At 47.1% G+C, this 19791-nt stretch carries 19 protein-coding genes; 1 reads left to right on the top strand and 18 read right to left on the bottom strand.

The window, feature by feature from the left end; all coding sequences use genetic code 11:
* Positions 1–52: 52 nt before the first annotated feature.
* Positions 53–1723 carry a DAK2 domain-containing protein gene (locus BM184_RS04830; RefSeq protein WP_086941654.1) on the bottom strand — a complete coding sequence of 557 codons (1671 nt, stop codon included), beginning with the start codon at positions 1721–1723 and terminating at the stop codon, positions 53–55.
* A 43-nt stretch (positions 1724–1766) separates the two neighbouring features.
* A complete protein-coding gene (locus BM184_RS04825) occupies positions 1767–2129 on the bottom strand; it encodes an Asp23/Gls24 family envelope stress response protein (RefSeq protein WP_086941655.1) in 363 nt (120 codons plus the stop codon).
* Positions 2130–2469: 340 nt separating this feature from the next.
* On the opposite strand from BM184_RS04825, the gene rpmB reads away from it, so the two are divergent.
* Positions 2470–2658, top strand: a complete 189-nt coding sequence (gene rpmB, locus BM184_RS04820) for a 50S ribosomal protein L28 (RefSeq protein ID WP_068562155.1) — start codon at positions 2470–2472, stop codon at positions 2656–2658.
* Between the two features lie 99 nt (positions 2659–2757).
* Here rpmB and BM184_RS04815 read toward each other — a convergent pair whose 3' ends face one another.
* The 16 genes from BM184_RS04815 to BM184_RS04740 all read right to left on the bottom strand — a co-directional run bounded on the left by BM184_RS04815 (position 2758) and on the right by BM184_RS04740 (position 19780).
* The gene (locus BM184_RS04815; RefSeq protein WP_177208538.1) at positions 2758–3420 is read right to left on the bottom strand and encodes a thiamine diphosphokinase; all 663 of its coding nucleotides are present in this window, start codon (positions 3418–3420) and stop codon (positions 2758–2760) included.
* Positions 3410–4069, bottom strand: a complete 660-nt coding sequence (gene rpe / locus BM184_RS04810) for a ribulose-phosphate 3-epimerase (protein WP_086941657.1) — start codon at positions 4067–4069, stop codon at positions 3410–3412. The genes BM184_RS04815 and rpe overlap by 11 nt, the downstream gene beginning before the upstream one ends.
* Before the next feature lie 13 nt (positions 4070–4082).
* Positions 4083–4985, bottom strand: a complete 903-nt coding sequence (gene rsgA / locus BM184_RS04805; protein WP_086941658.1) for a ribosome small subunit-dependent GTPase A — start codon at positions 4983–4985, stop codon at positions 4083–4085.
* 105 nt (positions 4986–5090) lie between these two features.
* On the bottom strand, positions 5091–7118 hold the full coding sequence (pknB, locus tag BM184_RS04800) for a Stk1 family PASTA domain-containing Ser/Thr kinase (RefSeq protein WP_086941659.1): 2028 nt from the start codon (positions 7116–7118) through the stop codon (positions 5091–5093).
* Positions 7097–7864 (bottom strand): Stp1/IreP family PP2C-type Ser/Thr phosphatase, encoded by a 768-nt coding sequence (locus tag BM184_RS04795; protein ID WP_086941660.1) that lies wholly within the window; start codon positions 7862–7864, stop codon positions 7097–7099. The genes pknB and BM184_RS04795 overlap by 22 nt, the downstream gene beginning before the upstream one ends.
* 27 nt (positions 7865–7891) lie before the next feature.
* Positions 7892–9256, bottom strand: coding sequence for a 16S rRNA (cytosine(967)-C(5))-methyltransferase RsmB (gene rsmB, locus BM184_RS04790; protein ID WP_086941835.1), 1365 nt, complete (start codon positions 9254–9256; stop codon positions 7892–7894).
* On the bottom strand, positions 9246–10199 hold the full coding sequence (gene fmt, locus BM184_RS04785; RefSeq protein WP_086941661.1) for a methionyl-tRNA formyltransferase: 954 nt from the start codon (positions 10197–10199) through the stop codon (positions 9246–9248). Before fmt ends, rsmB begins: the two co-directional genes overlap by 11 nt.
* Positions 10200–10210: 11 nt before the next feature.
* Positions 10211–12631, bottom strand: coding sequence for a primosomal protein N' (priA, locus tag BM184_RS04780; protein ID WP_086941662.1), 2421 nt, complete (start codon positions 12629–12631; stop codon positions 10211–10213).
* A 348-nt stretch (positions 12632–12979) separates the two neighbouring features.
* The gene (gene rpoZ, locus BM184_RS04775; protein WP_086941663.1) at positions 12980–13195 is read right to left on the bottom strand and encodes a DNA-directed RNA polymerase subunit omega; all 216 of its coding nucleotides are present in this window, start codon (positions 13193–13195) and stop codon (positions 12980–12982) included.
* Positions 13196–13201: 6 nt separating this feature from the next.
* On the bottom strand, positions 13202–13813 hold the full coding sequence (gene gmk, locus BM184_RS04770) for a guanylate kinase (RefSeq protein WP_068562164.1): 612 nt from the start codon (positions 13811–13813) through the stop codon (positions 13202–13204).
* A gap of 243 nt (positions 13814–14056) precedes the next feature.
* Entirely contained in the window at positions 14057–14692 is a 636-nt protein-coding gene (locus BM184_RS04765; RefSeq protein ID WP_086941664.1) for a V-type ATP synthase subunit D, read from the bottom strand.
* A gap of 6 nt (positions 14693–14698) precedes the next feature.
* Positions 14699–16075 carry a V-type ATP synthase subunit B gene (locus tag BM184_RS04760; protein ID WP_086941665.1) on the bottom strand — a complete coding sequence of 459 codons (1377 nt, stop codon included), beginning with the start codon at positions 16073–16075 and terminating at the stop codon, positions 14699–14701.
* Entirely contained in the window at positions 16068–17852 is a 1785-nt protein-coding gene (locus BM184_RS04755; RefSeq protein WP_086941666.1) for a V-type ATP synthase subunit A, read from the bottom strand. The genes BM184_RS04760 and BM184_RS04755 overlap by 8 nt, the downstream gene beginning before the upstream one ends.
* Before the next feature lie 16 nt (positions 17853–17868).
* Complete coding sequence (locus BM184_RS04750) at positions 17869–18180, bottom strand: V-type ATP synthase subunit F (protein WP_086941667.1); 312 nt, start codon at positions 18178–18180, stop codon at positions 17869–17871.
* The gene (locus BM184_RS04745; RefSeq protein ID WP_086941668.1) at positions 18170–19177 is read right to left on the bottom strand and encodes a V-type ATPase subunit; all 1008 of its coding nucleotides are present in this window, start codon (positions 19175–19177) and stop codon (positions 18170–18172) included. Before BM184_RS04745 ends, BM184_RS04750 begins: the two co-directional genes overlap by 11 nt.
* Positions 19178–19189: 12 nt before the next feature.
* Positions 19190–19780, bottom strand: coding sequence for a V-type ATP synthase subunit E (locus BM184_RS04740; RefSeq protein ID WP_086941669.1), 591 nt, complete (start codon positions 19778–19780; stop codon positions 19190–19192).
* Between the last annotated feature and the right edge of the window lie 11 nt (positions 19781–19791).

Here is a 19791-nt window from a genome sequence, read left to right as displayed (position 1 = left end):
CCGTTTTTGAAAAAGAAAAGCCGAACAGAGAAACTCGTTCAGCTTTTTCAGATTATTCTACAGAAAGAAGATAACTGTATACTGGTTGATTTCCTTCTTGCACTTCGACTTCCAAGAAGTCATACTCCGATTCGATGGCCGCTGCAATCTCTTTGCTTTCGTTCTCATCGCTGTCTTCCCCGAAGATGATGGTGACGATTTCGCTGTCATCCGTGATCATTTTTTTCAAGGTTTCTATTGTTGCGGCTTTTCTGTCCTTGTCGGCCGTCAGGATTTTTCCGTCGACGATTCCCATGAAGTCGTCTTTGCTGATCGCCAATCCGTCGATGACTGTGTCGCGCACCGCATTCGTGATTTGCCCGCTGACAACATTTTCCAGTTCAGCAGTCATGTTGGCTTTATTCGTTTCCAAGTCCACCGAATCATTGAAGGCAAGCATGGCTGTCAGGCCTTGTGAGATCGTTTTTGAAGCCACTACAACCACATCCGCATCAGATACTTCAGCGGCCTGCTCTGCAGCCATGAAAATATTTTTGTTGTTCGGCAAAATGATTGTTTTCTCCGCATTTGTGTTTTCGATAGCCTTAAGGATGTCCTCCGTGCTAGGATTCATCGTTTGTCCGCCATTGATGATAGTGGAGACCCCCATGCTCTTGAACAGGGCATGTACACCCTCGCCGGCAGCTACAGCTATCACGCCATAGGGTACTTTTTCAGGTTTCTTGGCGGGCGCATCCGCTTTTTCCAGAACAGCATCATGCTGCATGCGCATATTGTCCACTTTTATTTTCATCAGGGAGCCGAATTTTTGGCCGTAGTTCATGACTTCCCCTGGATACTCGGTATGCACATGGACCTTCACGATTTCGTCGTCTGCGACGACCAACAGTGAATCTCCGAGTTCGTTCAGATGATTACGGAATGTGTCATAATCAAAGGTGTCCGTCACTGTTTCGCCTTCGCCCAGTTTAACCATGATTTCTGTGCAATAACCGAATTCAATATCTTCTGACGCAATCGAGTGCGAAACGTTATGATAATTTTCTTGGTGAGCGATTTCGGTCACATCCGCTTGTGAGACGACCTTTTCGGCTGACGGCACTTTCTCTCCGGTCAAGGATTCCATGAAACCTTCGTAAATGTATACAAGGCCTTGTCCGCCGCTGTCGACGACGCCTACCTCTTTCAATACCGGCAACAGATCCGGTGTCTTATCCAACGCGATCTGCGCGACTTTAAGGACTGTTCCCATCAATTCGATGATGTCATCCGTATGTTCGGCTTTTTTCACACCGGCTTTGGCGGATTCGCGCGCAACCGTCAGAATGGTGCCTTCCACAGGTTTCATGACCGCTTTATAGGCTGTCTCGACGCCGTGGGAAAAAGCCTCAGCAAAATCAGCTGTATTCAAAGTTGTTTTGCCTTCGATCGCCTTCGAAAAGCCGCGGAACAGTTGGGATAAGATGACGCCTGAGTTCCCTCTCGCACCCATCAATAAGCCTTTAGCCAAGTCCGATCCTAATTGATCAATTGTTGCAGCATTCGACAGCCTGACGCGTTCAGCTCCGGATGTGAATGATAGATTCATGTTCGTGCCCGTGTCTCCATCCGGAACAGGGAACACATTCAAAGAATTCACATATTCTGCATTCTCACTAAGGCGTTCGGCGCCGACTGCGACCATCGCTTTAAAGTCTTCCGCTGTTAATTCAGTTTTCTTCACCTTATAATCCTCCTTCACCAAAAAGCATGGTGATCTGTAATCTTTAGTCCTTTAATACTCTAACGCCTTGGACGAACACATTCACTGTATTTGCGGAAAAACCCAACATCATTTCAAGATTATATTTGACTTGGGTTTGAACATTCCGGCAAATTTCAGAAATTTTTGTTCCGTAGAGTACAATGATATAGACATCGACAGCTACTCCATTCTCTTCCTGGCGAATCACGGCACCGCGTGAATAGTTCTCTTTTTTCAATATTTCACTGATATTATCTCTGATTTGATTTTTGCTGGCCATGCCGACAACGCCATAATTGTCCGTTGCGGCGCCGCCCACTACCGTAGCGATCACGTCGTTCGATAAGTCAACCATCCCATATTGTGTTTGGATTTTAACTGCCATTTATAATAGCCTCCTTAATGTATGCACACAATCGTAATTATAAATTATGATAGCATATTTTATACGAAAGAAATAACATTTTACGTTTAAATTTCTCATTTCCGGTCGATTTACAGCATTTCTGTCTGTTTTCGAAATATTTCCCAGCGTTTTCTCATCCCCGCTCCCTCCTTTTTGGCGACAGCCAAATACGGATATTTGATGAGGGCAGGATAAAAAAAACAGCTGTCAAGTATTTTTCCTTTAAAACAGTTGCATTCACTTTTGAATTATGATAAATTAATCAAGTGTATGAATTGGAAAGAAGCTTTGCTTCTGTAACAGCAAAGGAGGAAAGAAAATGTCAAAAGAATGTTTCGTAACAGGACGTAAAAGCCGTTCAGGTAATAACCGTTCCCACGCTATGAACTACACAAAACGTACTTTCAAACCAAACTTACAAAAAGTTCGTATCTTAGTCGATGGAAAACCTAAAAAAGTATGGGTTTCAGCTCGAGCTTTGAAATCTGGTAAAGTTGAAAGAGTATAAAAATATAGATGAGCCCAGGGACCATGCCATGATTCCAGCTCATCTTTTTTTTCGTCCAAAATAAGGAAAGAGGCCGCGCCAAAAGCGCGGCCTCTTTCCTTATTTGCGCTTGTCGGAACTTTGGATGACTGCCAGCAGCCCCGACTCAAAAGAAAAATGCATTTCGGTCCCTTCAAACTCGTTGCTCACCAAAGCTATCGGGTATTCGTAATCCTTTCCGTGCAAAGGATAAACAACTTCCGTCAATGTCAATTTTTTGATGGGTGTCAAGCCTATGAATGACAAATATTTTTTATCACTTTCTTTTTCCAGAGCGTAACTGCCTGGCATATAAAACCGCAAGGTATTGTGCAAATCAATCAGGCTGATTTTGCCTGCCATCCCTTTCACGAGCGGATGGAACGCCAACCACAAATTGCTCATCAGATGGTCCAAACGCCCTCCGAAAGCACCCAAAAGAATGATTTCTTCCGGATGGAACGCTTCGATCGCATAGGCAATAGCCGCCTCAGTATCCGTCTCATCTTTTTGCGCTGGGAGTACACGGCAGACGCGGCTTTTCTTTTTGATGTCTTCCATTTCTGTCGGGGTGACGGAATCAAAATCACCGATGGCCGCATCGAAATTTGTGAGCAGCTCTGCAAGCTTCAACGCTCCGCGGTCAGCACCGATCAAGCGATGGCTTACCGAATAACGGTGGACCAAGTCGGCGACGTCTGTCTGGTCGCCGCCGACCACAATCAACACTTTTTCAGACTGCATTATGGCAAGCATCCTTCAGTCTGCAGATGGCAGCTGCCGGATTTTCGTCGTCGTAAATGTAGGAGCCGGCTACGAACACATCCGCACCCGCCTGAATGCACTTGATGATCGTTTCATGAGTAATGCCGCCGTCGACTTCGATTTCGTAATGATAGCCATGTTTTTCGCGCAAAGAAGCCAGCTCTTGGATTTTTCCCAAGGTGCTTTCGATGAAGCCCTGGCCACCGAAGCCCGGGTTGACAGTCATGACAAGCACCATATCGACATCACCCAACACGGGTTTGATGACGTCTACGCTTGTGCCTGGGTTGATGACGACACCGGCTGATATATTTTCATTTTTGATCATCTGGATCGCGCCATGGATATGGGCAGTGGCTTCTGCATGGATCGTGATGATATCGGCGCCAGCCCTGGCGAATGCCGGAATCAATTTTTCAGGTGTATTCACCATCAAATGACAATCCAACGGTAACTTGGTGTGCGGCCGGATTGCCTGCACAACATTCGGGCCCAAAGTCAAATTGGCAACAAATTGGCCGTCCATGGCATCGATGTGGATATAATCGGCACCGGCTTGTTCGACTAACTTGACGTCCCTTTCTAAATTCGCGAAATCAGCACTTAATATGGATGGAGCAATTTTCATTTTCACACGCACCTTATCTCTTATTTTTTTTTATGTACATCGGTTTGCGGCCGACAATTTCCTCATGGAACTGAAGATAGTGTTCGTATCTGTATGGGGCAACTTCTCCGGATGCAACAGCCTCTTTCACCCGGCAATTCGGCTCGTTGATGTGCATGCAGCCGCCGAATCGGCATTGGTCGCGCAACGCTTCAAAATCCGGGAAAAATGAAGGCAGATCCACCGCTTCAATGTCGATCAAGTCGATTGTACTGAAACCAGGGGTATCCGCAATCAGAGCATCCCCTACTGGATGCAGCTCGACGTGTCGTGTCGTGTGGCGGCCCCTGCCCAATGAAGTCGAGATTTCACCTGTCTGCAAATCCAATTCGGGCATCAGTTGATTCAACAAAGTGGATTTGCCGGCGCCGGATTGGCCCATAAATACCGCCATCCCTTTGCCTATGTTCGTAACCAACGCCTCCAAAGAAGAGGCGCCAGCGGGATAATCCGATAAAATCATCTTGTAGCCGATCGATTCATAATAAGTTTTGTACTCAAGCATGTCCGCCTTAGCCGTTTCGTCCAGCAGATCAATTTTTGTAACATAGATGATGGGGCTGATGTTGTTTGCTTCCAGATAAACCAAGAAGCGATCCACCAAATAGGAAGAAAAATCGGGTTCGATCGCCGACATCACAATGACGCCGCAATCGACATTTGCCACCGTCGGACGAACCAATTCATTTTTCCTGGGGTAGATGTCCAACAGAACGCCCTCCGTTAAGTTGTCACTCTCGAAATCGACAAAATCCCCAATAAGCGGAGCCATGTTTTTCACACGGAAGTTTCCTCTCCCTCTCGTCTGATACGTTTGACCATCCACATACACATAATAAAATCCGCTTATTGCTTTCCTGACTTGTCCTTTTTGCAAATCGACAACGCCTCCTAGTTTGATTCTTTCTCTCTATTCTACACTGTTATACAAAAAAATGACAAACCATTTTAATGTTTGTCATTTTTTGTAGCCTATACATTTCTATTGTGTCAGTTCAGAAGCTTCGCTGATGACTTCTCCATCCCTTTCGATTCGGTAGGAAGCGGAGCTTCCTTCCAGAATACGGAAGTTTAATGTCACAACTTCATCTGCTGAAATATCGAACTCACGGAATACGTCACTGATGACATGATCTTCATCCTGCATATAAATGACGATATGGTTCGGCTCGTTGGAGGAACTGCTGTCGGCATTTTCATTGCCTTGACTGTTGCTGCTCTCAGAAGCGGGTTCCGATACAGCTGCCGCGAGATAGGGAATCGTAATGGTACGGCTGAAGGAAACCACTTGCGGCTCTTCAGGACCTATTGAAATCACCACACTCAAGGCATCCCCGGATACAAAAGCGGTTCCGCCGGCAAGACTTTGGCTTACGACCAGACCTGCTGCAACCGTATCCGAATAAGCTTCAGTGACCGTCAATGAGAGCCCGTATTGCCCCGCATAATCCTCGACGCTTTTTCTCGTATATCCCGATAGATCGCGCATCGTATAGGATTCATTTCCGTCGCTCACCAGAAACGACAGCGTAGTTTCGCTTGGTTTGACTTCCGCGCCAGGCTCTATGCTTTGGCTGATGATATTGCCTTCTGCGACTTCGCTGCTGAATTCATGCGTCCTTTCGATCGTGAAACCTTCTTTACGCAAGTCTTCCAATACACTTTCATATGCTTGACCCTCATAGTCGAGAAGCATGAACAATTCCTCGCCCAGACTGATGATGAGGTCGATTTCATCACCGGCTTCAACGGATGAACCGATTTTTGGTGAGGTTTCAATGACAAAATCTTCTTCGACTTCATCACTGTATTCTTCCGTTATATCCCCTAATACCAATCCCGCATCTTCCAATGCAAGGCGTGCGCTGGCTTGATCCATATTGGACACATCCGGCACAGTCACCGCATCCGCATCCTGGTTATTGTAAAAGAAAAAGAAAAAGCTGGCAATCAGGCCCAACAGCAACAATAAGAAAAGAACTAATGTCCATTTCTTTCGTTTTTTCTTGCCTACAGCTGCCTCTCGCCCTGACTCGTATTCCTGGATCGGTTCAGCCTTCACGCTTGGTGGAGGTGAAACAAGCGTTTTATCGAGATCCGCTTTGGCCACCACTTCAGCGGATAAAGGCGCGAGTACTTTAGTTTCCTGCAACAGCGACACTGGCATAAACGGTGCTTCATGCCTGCGCTCCTCGCTCAAACAGGTATCGAGGTCCTCCATCATTTCTTCACAGGTAGCGTAACGATCGAGCGGTTCTTTCGCAGTGGCCTTCAGAATGACATTTTCAAGGCTCTGCGGTATTTCCGGGTGGCTTTCCCTGATGGAAGGCATCGGTTCCTGAAAATGCTTCAGGGCGACACTGACAGCCGACTCTCCATCGAAGGGAACTGATCCGCTGAGCAATTCATACAAGACTACGCCCAAAGCGTAGATGTCTGATTTTGAAGTGGCCATGCTGCCTCTGGCTTGCTCCGGAGACAAGTAATGAACGGAGCCCAACAGCGTATTCGTCTGTGTGATCGATGTTTCCGACAGCGCAACCGCAATACCGAAGTCGGTGATTTTGATGCGATCCTGATTATCGATCAGAATATTTTGTGGTTTGATGTCCCTATGGATGATCCGGTTTTTGTGGGCCAATGCCACAGCCGACAAAACTTGGTGCATGATATGGATCGACTTCTCCGGCGAAACCCTTCCTTGAATGTCGATGTATTTTTTCAGGTCCGTGCCATCGATGAATTCCATCACGATGTATTGCAATTCATCTTCTTCATCCACATCATATACACCCACGATATTGGGATGGATCAATTGCGTAGCTGAGAGGGCTTCACGCTGGAAACGGCGCAGGGCATCCTTGTTGTTACGGAAATCAAAGCGCAATACTTTGATGGCGACCGGGCGATCCAAAATCAGATCATGGCCCAGATAAACGTTCGCCATCCCGCCGCTTCCGATATGCCGCACGATTTTGTAGCGGCCGCCTAATTTCTTTCCTGCCTCCACAGTGGTTCCCCCTCTCTATCCGTAAAATCAGCCAAAAGGACTGTGATGTTGTCCAGCCCTCCAGCAGCATTCGCTTTATCGACCAAGGAAAGGACTTTTTCTTCAAGAGGAAGCCATTCCTTCAGCATTTGGGCAATCTCTTCATCATCCATCATGTTGGTTAAGCCATCTGAGCAAAGCAACAACAGGTCACCCTGCACGAGCGGCATGGCTATGATATCGATATCCAGTTTCCTGGAAACGCCCAAGGAGCGTGTCAAAATGTTCTTTCTTGGATGATGCTGCGCTTCTTCCGGGGTTATTTCACCTGATTTGATGAATTCATTCACCAAGGAATGGTCTTCTGTGATTTGACGGAGTTTATAATTTCTGTAGACATAAGCCCGGCTATCGCCGATATTGGCAAAAACGATTTCCTTGCCTACGATGGCCGCCGCCACCAAAGTCGTACCCATTCCATCCAGATCGCTGTAATCCAATGATTTTTGAAAAACCAGATCATTGACGCGCTGGATGTTGGCGATCAGCCATCGTGACAATTCTTCGCTGTTCGTGAAACGGGATCCTTTCCAGGCTGCTCCCAGATGGGATACCCCCATTTCACTGGCGACGTCACCAGCCTTATGGCCACCCATGCCATCACATACGATCATGAGCGGCTGCTGGGCCTCATTCACGAAATAACTCACATAATCTTGATTGATTGCTCTATTTTGGCCTCTATCACTTTTGAAGGCTATCTGCATTCTTTCCCCTCAATTCTTTCTTATCATTTACCTTTTTACCATACAGCTGATGAAAAATCCATCAGTTCCATAATCATGCGGATAGATCTGCACGAATCCTTCAGGTGTGAAGGATTTTTTATCCAAATAATCGGCGTGTATCGGGACGATTGCAAATTCGGCATGATTTCCAATGAATGTCTGGACAGTCATTTGATTCTCTTCTTTAGTTAGTGTACATGTACTGTACACCAAACGTCCACCTTTTTTTAACAACGAACTGACCGAGTCCAGGATCAGAAGTTGTTCTTGATGCAAGTCCAAAAAGTCCTGTGCATTTTTCACATATTTGATTTCCGGCTTCCTGCGCATCAACCCCAGCCCCGAACAGGGCGCATCGACGTAGATGACATCAAAGGATTCGGGTGCGAACGACTCGCCTGCTTCTTTCGCATCCATCACCCGGGTTTCGATGCGATCGGACACATGCAGACGCTCAGCATTCTGGTTGATCAAGCTAATCTTATGCTCATACATATCCAAAGCGATGACTTTGCCGTTTTCCGAAGCCGAGAGATAACTGGCCATGTGCGTCGTCTTCCCACCCGGTGCGGCACAGCTGTCCAAAACCAGAAAATCCTTTTCCAGTTCTCCGACCGGTGCGACCAACTGGCTCGATTCGTCCTGAATCGTAAGGATGCCATCCTTGAACAGCGGGGAGTCAACGATTTTCCCGCCATTGATGCGGATACCTGAAGGTGAAATTGGACTTGGGACCACATCATAACCGTCTGATCGCAACAGCTCAAGAGCTTCTTCCCGGGACAGTGCATTTGATTGCAGCCGGACCGATACGAATGGATCTTCCAATAGGGAAAACGCCATTTTTTCGGTCTCCTCGATACCGATCTTTTCGATGAAATAAGCGACGAGCCATTTCGGCAAGCTGGCACCTACGCTGATGCGTTTCTTGGCGTTGCTGATCGTTTTCCAGTCACGCAGCCCATTCCGTTGCACATTGCGCAGCACGCCGTTCACATAACTGGCGACGCCCGCATGTCCCTTAGCTTTCGCAATCTCAACCGCATCGAAAAGGACGGCATGATCCGGAACCTTCGTCAAATAGACCATCTGATAGGCGGAGACACGCAGTAAATTAGTGACCCAAGAGAGTTGCTTTTTTGGATCTTTGATGTATGCCGAAAGCCCATAATCCAAGGTCATTTTCCGCTGGATGACGCCATAGACAATCTCAGTCAACAGCCCGGCATCTTTCGGCGACAACTTTTCGGATTGAATGACTTTGTTCAGCAATAGATTGGAATACGCGCCTTCATTCTCTACGCTTTCCAATATATCGACAGCCAGGTAACGGACTGTGTGCTTGATTTTGTTTTTTAGTTTATTGTCCATCCGTTTCAAACCTTGTGCCTTCATGAATTTCGCAGGCGCCGCCCCGCAAGTAATCCGCCGCTGACATGCGTTTTTTACCGGCTGGCTGAAGTTCCGTCATTTTGAGGACGGTGCCCCCGCCGCAGGCTACATACAGGGCTTCCTTGTCGGTTGCGATCACTGTTCCGGGCTCATCGGCAGTGGTCAGTTCGACAGCTTGTCCTGCCCATACTTTGATCCGTTGTCCTTCCAAAAGCGTATGCGCCACTGGCCATGGTCGCATGCCTCGGACTTGGCAGGACACTTGTGCAGCCGTTTTGGACCAATCGATGCGTTCCTCTTCGCGCTTGATGTTCGGTGAGAAGGTGGCTTTGGATTCATCCTGTTCTTCCGCCACGAGATTCCCTTGGAAAAATGCAGGCAACGTTTCGATCAACAGATTCTTGCCCAGTTCGCTCAACTTCAAAAACATCGTTCCGACATCATCTTCGTCGGTGATGGGTATGGCTCTCTGCGCCAAAACAGCTCCGGCATCCATCCTTTTCTCCATGTACATGATCGAGACACCGGTCTCTTTTTCCCCGTTGATGATGGCATAATGGACCGGTGCGCCGCCGCGATATTTCGGTAACAAAGAGGCGTGCACATTGATGGAGCGGAAACGGGGAGCATTCAGCAGCTTGACCGGCAGAAATTGCCCATATGCCGCTGTAACGATCAGATCCGGATTTAACGCAATCAGTTCATCCATTTCTGGTGAACCGGATATTTTTTCCGGCTGATAGACCGGCAGACCATGCTTCAGCGCGGCTTCCTTCACCGGAGAAGGCGTCAATATTTTCTTCCTGCCTACCGGGCGGTCCGGTTGCGTGACAACTGCAATCACATCATAGTCATGCTGCAATAGAGCCTCTAAAATGGGCACTGAAAATTCAGGGGTGCCCATAAAAATGATTTTTTTCATCTGTATACCTCCTAGAAGAAATTGACCGGCTCTGAATCGATTGAAATATAGAGCCCGCGTGCATTTTCTTTTTGTGACTCATCCAAAATCTGTTTCAATGCCGGATGTAGTTTGGTTTCCTGTTTGTATTTCACTAATATCTGAAAATAATAGCGGTTGTTCACTCTCGCGATGGATCCCTTTGATGGCCCGAGCATGATCGTGTCGGGCTCGAGTTTTTTTTGAAGGATCTCATGGATTTCATAAATTTTCTTCTGCGCCTTCTTTTCGTCAGGGTTGCTGACGGTTATGAGCGCCGTATAAAAATACGGTGGATAACCCGCTTTATGCCGGAGCGACATCTCGGTACGGTAAAAGCCCTCGTAGTTGTGCTGTTGGGCAAACAGGATGGCGTAATGATCAGGATTATAGGATTGCACGACCACTTCACCGGACAACTCGGCGCGACCCGCGCGACCGCTGACTTGGGTCAGCAGCTGGAACGTCCTTTCCGAAGACCGGAAATCAGGCAACCCCAATGAAGTATCCGCATTGATGACGCCGACCAACGTGATGTTCGGAAAGTCCAATCCTTTTGCGATCATCTGCGTGCCCAGCAAGATGTCGGCCTCCCCTCTTCCGAAAGCTGAGAGGATAGCCTCATGGCCGCCTTTCTTGCGGGTGGTATCCACGTCCATGCGCAAAATGCGTGCATCCGGGAAGAGCGCCTGCAGTTCTTCCTCTATTTTTTGGGTTCCTGTACCATAATAACGGAAATTGTGGCCCTTGCATTTCGGACAGGTGTTGGGAATTTCTTCTTCATGGCCGCAGTAATGGCACTTCATCGTTTTGCTGTCCATATGCAAAGTCAGACTGATGTCACAATTCGGGCACTCGAGGACAAAGCCGCAATCCCGGCACATGATGAAAGAGGAATAGCCTCTTTTGTTCAGCATCAGCACAATCTGCTGTTTTTTCTGCAGCCGATCAGTAATCTTTTCCTGCAGCAGCACGGAAAAACTGCTGCGGTTGTTTGCTTTGAACTCATCCCGCATGTCGACAATTTCGACTTGGGGCAGTGCGCGTTGATTGAATCGCCCTTTCAATTCGACCAATGTGTAAACCTTCTTTTGGGCCCTGGCCCGCGACTCCAGCGAAGGCGTCGCGCTTCCCAGGACAACCGGACAATGGTGATGCTGCCCGCGCCAAATTGCTATGTTCCGGGCATGATACTTCGGATTTTCGTCCTGTTTGTATGTGCTCTCGTGTTCCTCGTCCATAATGATGATGCCGAGATTCTCTACTGGAGCAAAAATGGAAGACCGTGCGCCAACTACGACATCGGCGTCGCCGCGGTGGATTTTGCGCCATTCGTCGTATTTCTCCCCTGATGACAACGCACTGTGCATCACTGCCACGCGGTTTCCGAAGCGGCTCTTGAAGTGGTTGACCATTTGCGGAGTCAAAGCGATTTCGGGTACTAGCATCAAGGCCGTTTTACCTTGCTTGATCACTTCAGCGATCAACTGAAGATAGACTTCGGTCTTGCCGCTTCCCGTAACGCCTTGCAGCAGAAAAACCTCGTGTCGTTCGTCCCTGATGCTGGCACCCATCGTCTGAAAAGCTGCCGTTTGCTCATCCGAAAGGGGCAACGCTTCGGTTTGTTTGAACTGTCTATCTTTAAAGGGATCCCGGAGAACTTCCCGGTCCGCTGATTTGAGCCAACCCTTTTCCACTCCGGTCCGGATCGCGCTTGGACCGATATCGAATTGTTCCTTGTACTCCTTCGCTGTCAGCGGGGTTCCGTTCATGGACATGATTGCCGCCAACAAGGCCTGCTGTTGCTTGGCTGATTTTTTCAAGCTGCGGTATTCGTCTTCCAGGCTGTCCGTTTCCAGATCGGAATAATAGACCTGCACCGTTTTTGCCTTCGCCTGGTTTTTCAGGATGTAATTGACTTCAATCTTCCCGGCTCGCTTCAATTCGATCAGTTGCGGCAAAATGCCGCGATCGACGGCATTTTCCCAACTCATTTTGCTTTTCCCTTGAAAAAGTCCGTAGAAGGTCTCCTCATCCAGCTCATCGACAACCTCTATCTCTTTTTCATACTTCGCCTTCATCATAGTCGGCAGCATCGTTTGGTAACAATGGATCCGATAGGCATAAACGGTTTCCGCCATTTCCTCGCCCAACAGCAGCAGCTCTTCGGTAAGTGCCGGCTCGATATCCAAGGGTTGGATGATTTCTTTCAGTTCCCCCTCAAAATCGGTATGATCAGAAATTTCCGTTATGAACCCTTGAATGATGCGATTGTTGAAAGGCACTTCAACTCGCATCCCTTTTCCTAACTTTTGTTCCATAGCAGGAGGGATCGCATAATCAAAGGGACGATTGGTCTGCATTGCAGGTATATCCACAATCACTTTTGCAATTTGCAAGTATAGCCCTCCCATTCTTTTTTCTAACAACTATATTACTAAATTACGCCGATAAAGTCTTCCCAGAGTTTTTCGGCATCAGAAAAGCTGAACGGGTTCGTTCAGCCCTGAAAGAAATTTAGGAAATCTGGCCCTGAATGAGCATCGTAGAGCGCAATGGGTCAGATTTATCTAATTTCCGAAGGGCTAACCCGTGAAGCTGGACATTATTTTGGGAAGCACGGAACATTTTGTGAACCTGTGAAACACCTATGGTGATGCACTTTTGGTTTAAAAATGTTTTATAATTTGCTTAGGCATCAAAAAAATAAAACTACTGATTTTGAAGTTCAAAAACAGTAGTCTTTTTTCATTCCTATTCTGTTATCTTTCAGGGATGATGGAATTCGGATCGATTTCCAATTCGCCGGCAACTACTTCTTCCAGCGCACGTCCTACATTCTTAAATGACTGGTAAGTATCCAATAAAGGCTCAGAGCGATCATGCAATTGATGCGCTCTTTTGCTTGAAAGAATGACCATTGAATATTTTGAATCCACTTGCTCCAACAATTTATCGATCGAAGGATATAACATCATATTATTTTACTCCCTTTCATCCGCACAGATGGTATCCAGAATCCGTGAGACTTTCAAGTGTTCGCTTTGGATGATGCCAAGCACTTTCTGTACCGCATTCTCTACTGTGTCGTTTTCTACCGCATAATCATAATACCGCATCAAACTGAGCTCTTCAATAGCCTTTTCCATTCTTTGTTTGATGATCGGCGACTCGTCCGTACCGCGATTTACGATCCGTGATTCCAATTCCGTCATATCAGGAGGCGTCAAGAAGATGAATATCCCTTCAGGCATCCGTTCCTTCACTTGCATGGCACCTTGAACTTCGATCTCCAGAAAAATATCTTTTCCCGTGTCCAATGTTCTTCTTACATAGTCGATTGGCGTCCCATAGTAATTCCCCACATACTCGGTATATTCCAACAGTTCATTATCGGCGATCATTCTCTCGAATTCTTCTCTTTCCTTGAAGAAATAATCTTTGCCATCCACTTCCCCTTCGCGCGCTTTGCGGGTCGTAGCGGAAATTGAATATATGAACTCCCGTTCACCACGAGAAAAAATTGCTTGTCTCACAGTCCCTTTGCCTACTCCCGAAGGTCCGGATAAGACAATCAACAATCCTTTTTCTGTCATTTAATGCCCACCATCCAATTATATTTTTACAGCATCGTACAGCCTAATGCGGCGTTCTGTTTATTATTTCATAGTTTAACACAATTTCATCAAGGTTAAAACCTTTACCGGAGTCTTCCGCCAACATTTTATTAGTTACCGTTTTCAGCAGCTGAACTCCTGAACGGAATGCGTTTGCCGCTCAAAAGCGCCGGAAAGACAAAAAGAACAAGACAAGGATACCCTTGTCTTGTTCTTGCGGCATCATGAAACGCCCATGTCTTTGACTTTCATCATGCGGACGATGCTGGATCGCTCGTTCTCCTCGAGCTTCATTTGGATGTAACGGATCGTCTCCTGCAACTGCGGAATCATTTTGTATTCCAATGCATTTACGCGCCTTCTTGTCTTTTCGATCTCATCGGCAAGAAGTTGGCATGTTTTTTCGATTTCCGATAATTTAAGCAATTTCGGAAGGATGTCTTCGATCTTTTTGATCGCATCATCCAGTTCGCCGTTTGAGTTCACGTAGCCGTACTGCAAATCCGTGGATTTTTCGTCTTGGTCGACTATCGAAAAATTCATTTGGGGAACAACGACACTCATGATGTTTTTTTCCTGGATGTCCAATTCCACCGCCGTACCGGGTACAGCGAACAATTCCTCAATGAAAGCCTCATTCAGAAGCGACTTCGCGACCACGAATGAACGCATGGAGGCGGTCAACTCTTTTTCGACTTCATCCCTCAGGAGGTTGTTTTCGCGGATCAGATTGATGAACTGACGCATCAGTTCATCTTGTTTGTCCTTCAGCAGTTTATGGCCGCGGGTGGAAAGCACCAGACGTGATTTCAAATTGGACAGTTCCATCCGGGTAGGCTTCACATTCAATCTAGCCATGGACGATCACTCTCCCTTCGGCATAAACTCATCGATCATTTCGCTCTTGATTCTCTTAAGTTCCGTTACCGGCAGGATGGACAACAGTTCCCAACCCAAAGCCAAAGTCTCTTCGATTGTGCGGTTCGTATAGAATCCTTGACTGATGTATTCTTCTTCGAAACGCTTTGTGAACTGCACATACAGTTTGTCCGTCTTGGATAAGGCGGATTCCCCTAGGATGACAGCCAATTCTTTTGCCTGTTTGCCTTTTGCGTAAGCCGCAAACAACTGGTTCATGGTTGGAGCATGGTCTTTTCTTGTCTTGCCTTCACCGGTACCTTTGTCTTTCAGACGGGATAGGGAAGGCAACACGTTGATCGGCGGCTTGATGCCTGAGTTGTTCAACTCACGCGAAAGGATGATCTGGCCTTCCGTGATGTAGCCGGTCAAATCCGGAATCGGATGCGTAATGTCATCTTCCGGCATGGAAAGGATCGGGATTTGAGTCACTGAACCTTTTTTGCCGATGATACGGCCTGCACGCTCATACAAGGTGGAAAGGTTCGTATACAAATACCCTGGATAGCCACGACGACCCGGCACCTCACGACGGGCTGCCGAAATTTCACGCAAAGCCTCACAGTAGTTGGTCATGTCAGTCATGATGACCAACACGTGCATATCCTTTTCGTAAGCCAAATATTCAGCGACCGTCAAAGCCATTTTTGGTGTGGCAATACGTTCGATTGCCGGATCGTTCGCCAAGTTGATGAACATGACGGAGCGATCGATCGCGCCGGTCTTACGGAAATCTTCCATGAAATATTCTTTTTCTTCAAAAGTGATCCCCATGGCTGCGAATACAACCGCAAATTTTTCATCGCTGTTCAAAACCGTCGCTTGACGGGCGATTTGGGCAGCCAATTCTTTATGCGGCAACCCTGAACCGGAGAACACAGGAAGTTTCTGTCCCCTTACCAGTGTGTTCAGATGGTCGATCGCGGAAATACCCGTCTGGATGAATTCATCCGGATAGTCACGCGCTACAGGGTTGATCGCCTGTCCGTTAACATCCAAGTTCATTTCCGGAATGATTTCCGGACCGCCATCAATCGGATTTCCCATCCCATCGAAGACACGGCCTACCATATCCTCCGAAACAGCTATGGAAAGAGGTTTCCCCCGGAAGCGAACTTTGGTGTCCTTGATGTTGATCCCGCTTGGGCCTTCAAAGATCTGCACCATCGCTTTATCTTTGCTGACTTCCAAAACTTGACCATGGCGGATTTCGCCGTTCTGCATTTGGATTTCAACCAATTCGTCGAATTTGACTCCCTCGATCTGCTCTACGACCATCAACGGCCCTACAACTTCAGTTACTGTTTTATATTCCTTAAGCATGGCGCGTCATCCCTCCTTCCGCAACGATTTCATGCAATCTTTTCTTCATGTCTGCCTTGATGTTTTCCATTTCGGCAAGGTCTTCTTCCTTGATGTATTTACTTCTTGCGATCCGGTCGCGCAATTCGACTGTGCCTTCAATGATTTCATTGAAGTAAGCGCCTAAACGCATCGCTTCACGTGCTTCAGTTTCGAAGCTCAGAATCATATCCAACATTGCCAATTGTTTGTCGCGGGAAGTATACGTGTCGACATCATCGAAAGCGTTCTGCTGGAGATAATCCTCACGCAGCGATTCCGCGATTGCCATCGTCATGCGGTCTTTCTCGGACAAGGATTCGATACCGACCAAGCGGACGATCTCTTCCAATTCCGATTCTTCCTGCAGGAGGTTCATCGCATGCTGAACCATCTCTGACCATCTTGTCTGTAAGGCATTATTCAGATATTCCCCTACTTCGGTATTGTATAGAGAATAGGAAGTCAACCAGTTCATGGATGGGAAATGTCTTTTTTGTGCCAAAGTGGCATCAAGCGCCCAGAAAACTTTAACGACGCGCAATGTATTTTGCGTTACTGGTTCAGAGATGTCACCTCCAGGAGGAGATACCGCTCCAATGGCCGTAATGCTTCCTTCACGATCTTCCGACCCTAAAGCCAACACTCGCCCTGCACGTTCATAATACTCTGCTACACGGCTTCCTAGGTAGGCTGGATAACCTTCGTCACCAGGCATCTCTTCCAGGCGGCCCGACATTTCACGCAAGGCCTCCGCCCAACGGGATGTCGAGTCAGCCATGATCGCTACACTGTAGCCCATGTCACGGAAATATTCCGCGATCGTGATGCCTGTATAAATGGAGGCTTCACGCGCCGCAACCGGCATGTTGGAGGTGTTGGCGATAAGAATCGTACGCTCCATCAATGACTCACCGGTGTTCGGATCGATCAATTCCGGAAATTCATTCAATACGTCCGTCATTTCATTACCGCGTTCGCCGCAACCGACATAAATAACGATGTCCACATCACTGTATTTTGCGATTTGGTGCTGTACGACGGTTTTTCCTGCTCCGAAAGGTCCTGGAACAGCAGCTGCTCCACCTTTTGTGATCGGGAAGAAAGTGTCGATTACCCGTTGTCCGGTAACCATCGGAGTGTGCGGATTCATTTTTTTCTTGAATGGACGACCGCGTCTTACTGGCCATCTTTGCAGCATAGTCAATTCTTTCGGGCCATTTTCGGTTTCGACGACATAAGCCGTTTCATCCAAAGTGTAGCTGCCGTCCTGAATGGCAGTCAGCTTCCCGGAGACGCCATAAGGAACCATGATCCGGTGCTCGATTACTTTCGTCTCCTGCACGGTACCGACAATATCACCGGCTACGACATAATCGCCGACTTTCTTCGTGGCTTTGAATTCCCAGACGTTCTCTCTCTTCAGTGACGGGATATCCGTCCCACGCACCAAATAATTGCTTTGGGTGATCTCACGGAACGTATCCAAAGGGCGCTGAATGCCGTCAAACATCTGCGACAGGATACCAGGTCCCAATTCGACAGATAAAGCCTCCCCTGTTGTGATTACCGGTTCTCCAGGACCAATACCGGAAGTTTCCTCGTAAACTTGAATGGATGCGACATCATTGCGCATCTCGATGATTTCGCCGATCAATCCTAATTCGCCGACGCGGCAAATATCTTGGATGTTCGCTTCTTCCATTCCTTCCGCCATAACTAAAGGTCCGGAAACTTTTATTATATTTCCATTTTTCAAAAAAGTCCCCTCCTGATTATAAGATATTCTGTCCAACTGCTTTTTCCACATTCTCCTGAATGCGGTTTTTCCCGATATTCAATGTGCCTTTATGGTTAGGAATCAGGATGATGGCTGGTTGGACACTGCTGTCATACCTGCGTACTGTATCAGGTATTTCTTTTGCCATTTCTTCCGTCAGATAAATGATCCCATAATTCTGTGCCGCTAGACGATCTACCGTTTCACGGGCAGTTTGGGCATTATGGCACGCGAACACTGCGAAGCCTAAAATCTTAAAAGGAAGGATGGAATCTTTGTCTCCCACAACTGCTATATTATGAGCCATATACAGGTCGCATCCTCTCTCTCAATATTTGTTCATCTATCTGATTATCCTTACCCACCAAAATCAAGCGGATATTTGTGACTTCCTTCTCTTTGGCAAACAGATAACCCAACAAGGGAATCGGACCAAACGGTTGATACAAGCCTTCCGCAACCAATTCATAGGTCAGTTCATCCACCAGTTTATCCAGCTTTTGTGTGTCCACTTCATTTGTTGTCTCGGAAATCATGTTGGATAAGCGCGTGCCGTATGCTTTGCTGAAATAATACTTGCGCATGACCGCGCTTGGCCCGTTGATCGATTCTTCAATCAGATCGCGTTTCGAAATCGAACCTGAACTGGATAAGACCGTATAGAGAAAACCGCGGGGCTTACTTTGTTTCAGGCTTCGGATCAAAGTCGAAAGATTGTAAAGGTCGATTATGCCGTCCACCATTTTCGTGATGCTTGGATGTTGGATTTTGTCGCTGATGGAGCGCAAATGCCTGAAATAATAGGTGTCCATAAAGATAGTGGCCGCTTCGATGCGATGGCCCTCATCGAAATCGCGGATCGCTTCCTGAACGCCCTCCACCACTATCGGATGTTCGTCGTTGCCGTCGCCGGTTTCGACCAATTTCTTTAGGCTGCTTACGGAATATTTGCCGATGGGTATCAACAGCTGCTCCAGATCTTCGCCCGAAAAACGTTGTTTCAATAACACTTTGAGGTTGTGATAGGTATAGCGCAGCGCGAATAATTCCACAATCTCAGAAACCGGCGTGATGCTGAACAATTCCTGGTAGACCTCAGCCAAATGTTTCATGAGAAAACCTTCGAAATTTTTGTTCACCAGTGTTTCTTTCTCATCAAACTCATAACCGGTACCTTTCAGAACTTCCAAGGCATCTTTTAAAGAAGAGGCTTTCAGCATCCGATCGTAATCCGCTTCCGTCAATAACTTTAATTCATAGGTACGAAGTACCGTATTGACGCCTTTGTAATCAATCTCTTGCATAGTGCCCCTCCTTTACTTTTCGTCTTGGAATGCTAAAGTCGCCAGCTCTGCTGCGAAGTCATTCTTTACATCTTCGATCAGTTCATCAAAGCAATAGTTGTAGTCGACTCCGCCTTCCTGAAGGATGAATCCGGCTTTATTCGGAATGGACTCCTCAGAAATTTTGACGGCCGGGTATTTGGCCAACAACTGCTGCAGCTCTTTCCCCTTGAAATGAGAAATCGATTTTGCGCCCGGAACAATGCTGTAGGCTTTCGATGCATCAGTTTGAGCAAGCACCCCGTTCAGGAATTGCGCAAAATGACTTTCATCCCAAGTGTTCATTTTTTCTAGAGCCTGCTGGAATACCGACTTCAGGATGACCTGTTTCTCTCTCAAAACCGCATTGCGCTCTTTATTCTTCAATGTTTGTTGCTCACGATCAAAATCATTGGCAACTTTCTTTAAAATGGCAGCTTTGCGCGCCTTTTGTTGCTCAACCAGAGTCAGTCTGCTCTCTTCTATCTTTGCGACAGAAATTTTTTCAGCATCCTCCAGTTTGCTTTGTCCTTTTGCTTTTGTCTTATTCAGGATCTGTTCAGACAAGGATTGTAGATCTTTCACGCTTTCTCATC

Origin of the sequence: Trichococcus pasteurii (assembly GCF_900112935.1) — a bacterium.
Classification (GTDB): domain Bacteria; phylum Bacillota; class Bacilli; order Lactobacillales; family Aerococcaceae; genus Trichococcus; species Trichococcus pasteurii.
Note: the sequence above shows the minus strand (reverse complement) of the source record. Positions and strands in the feature narration are given on the sequence as shown.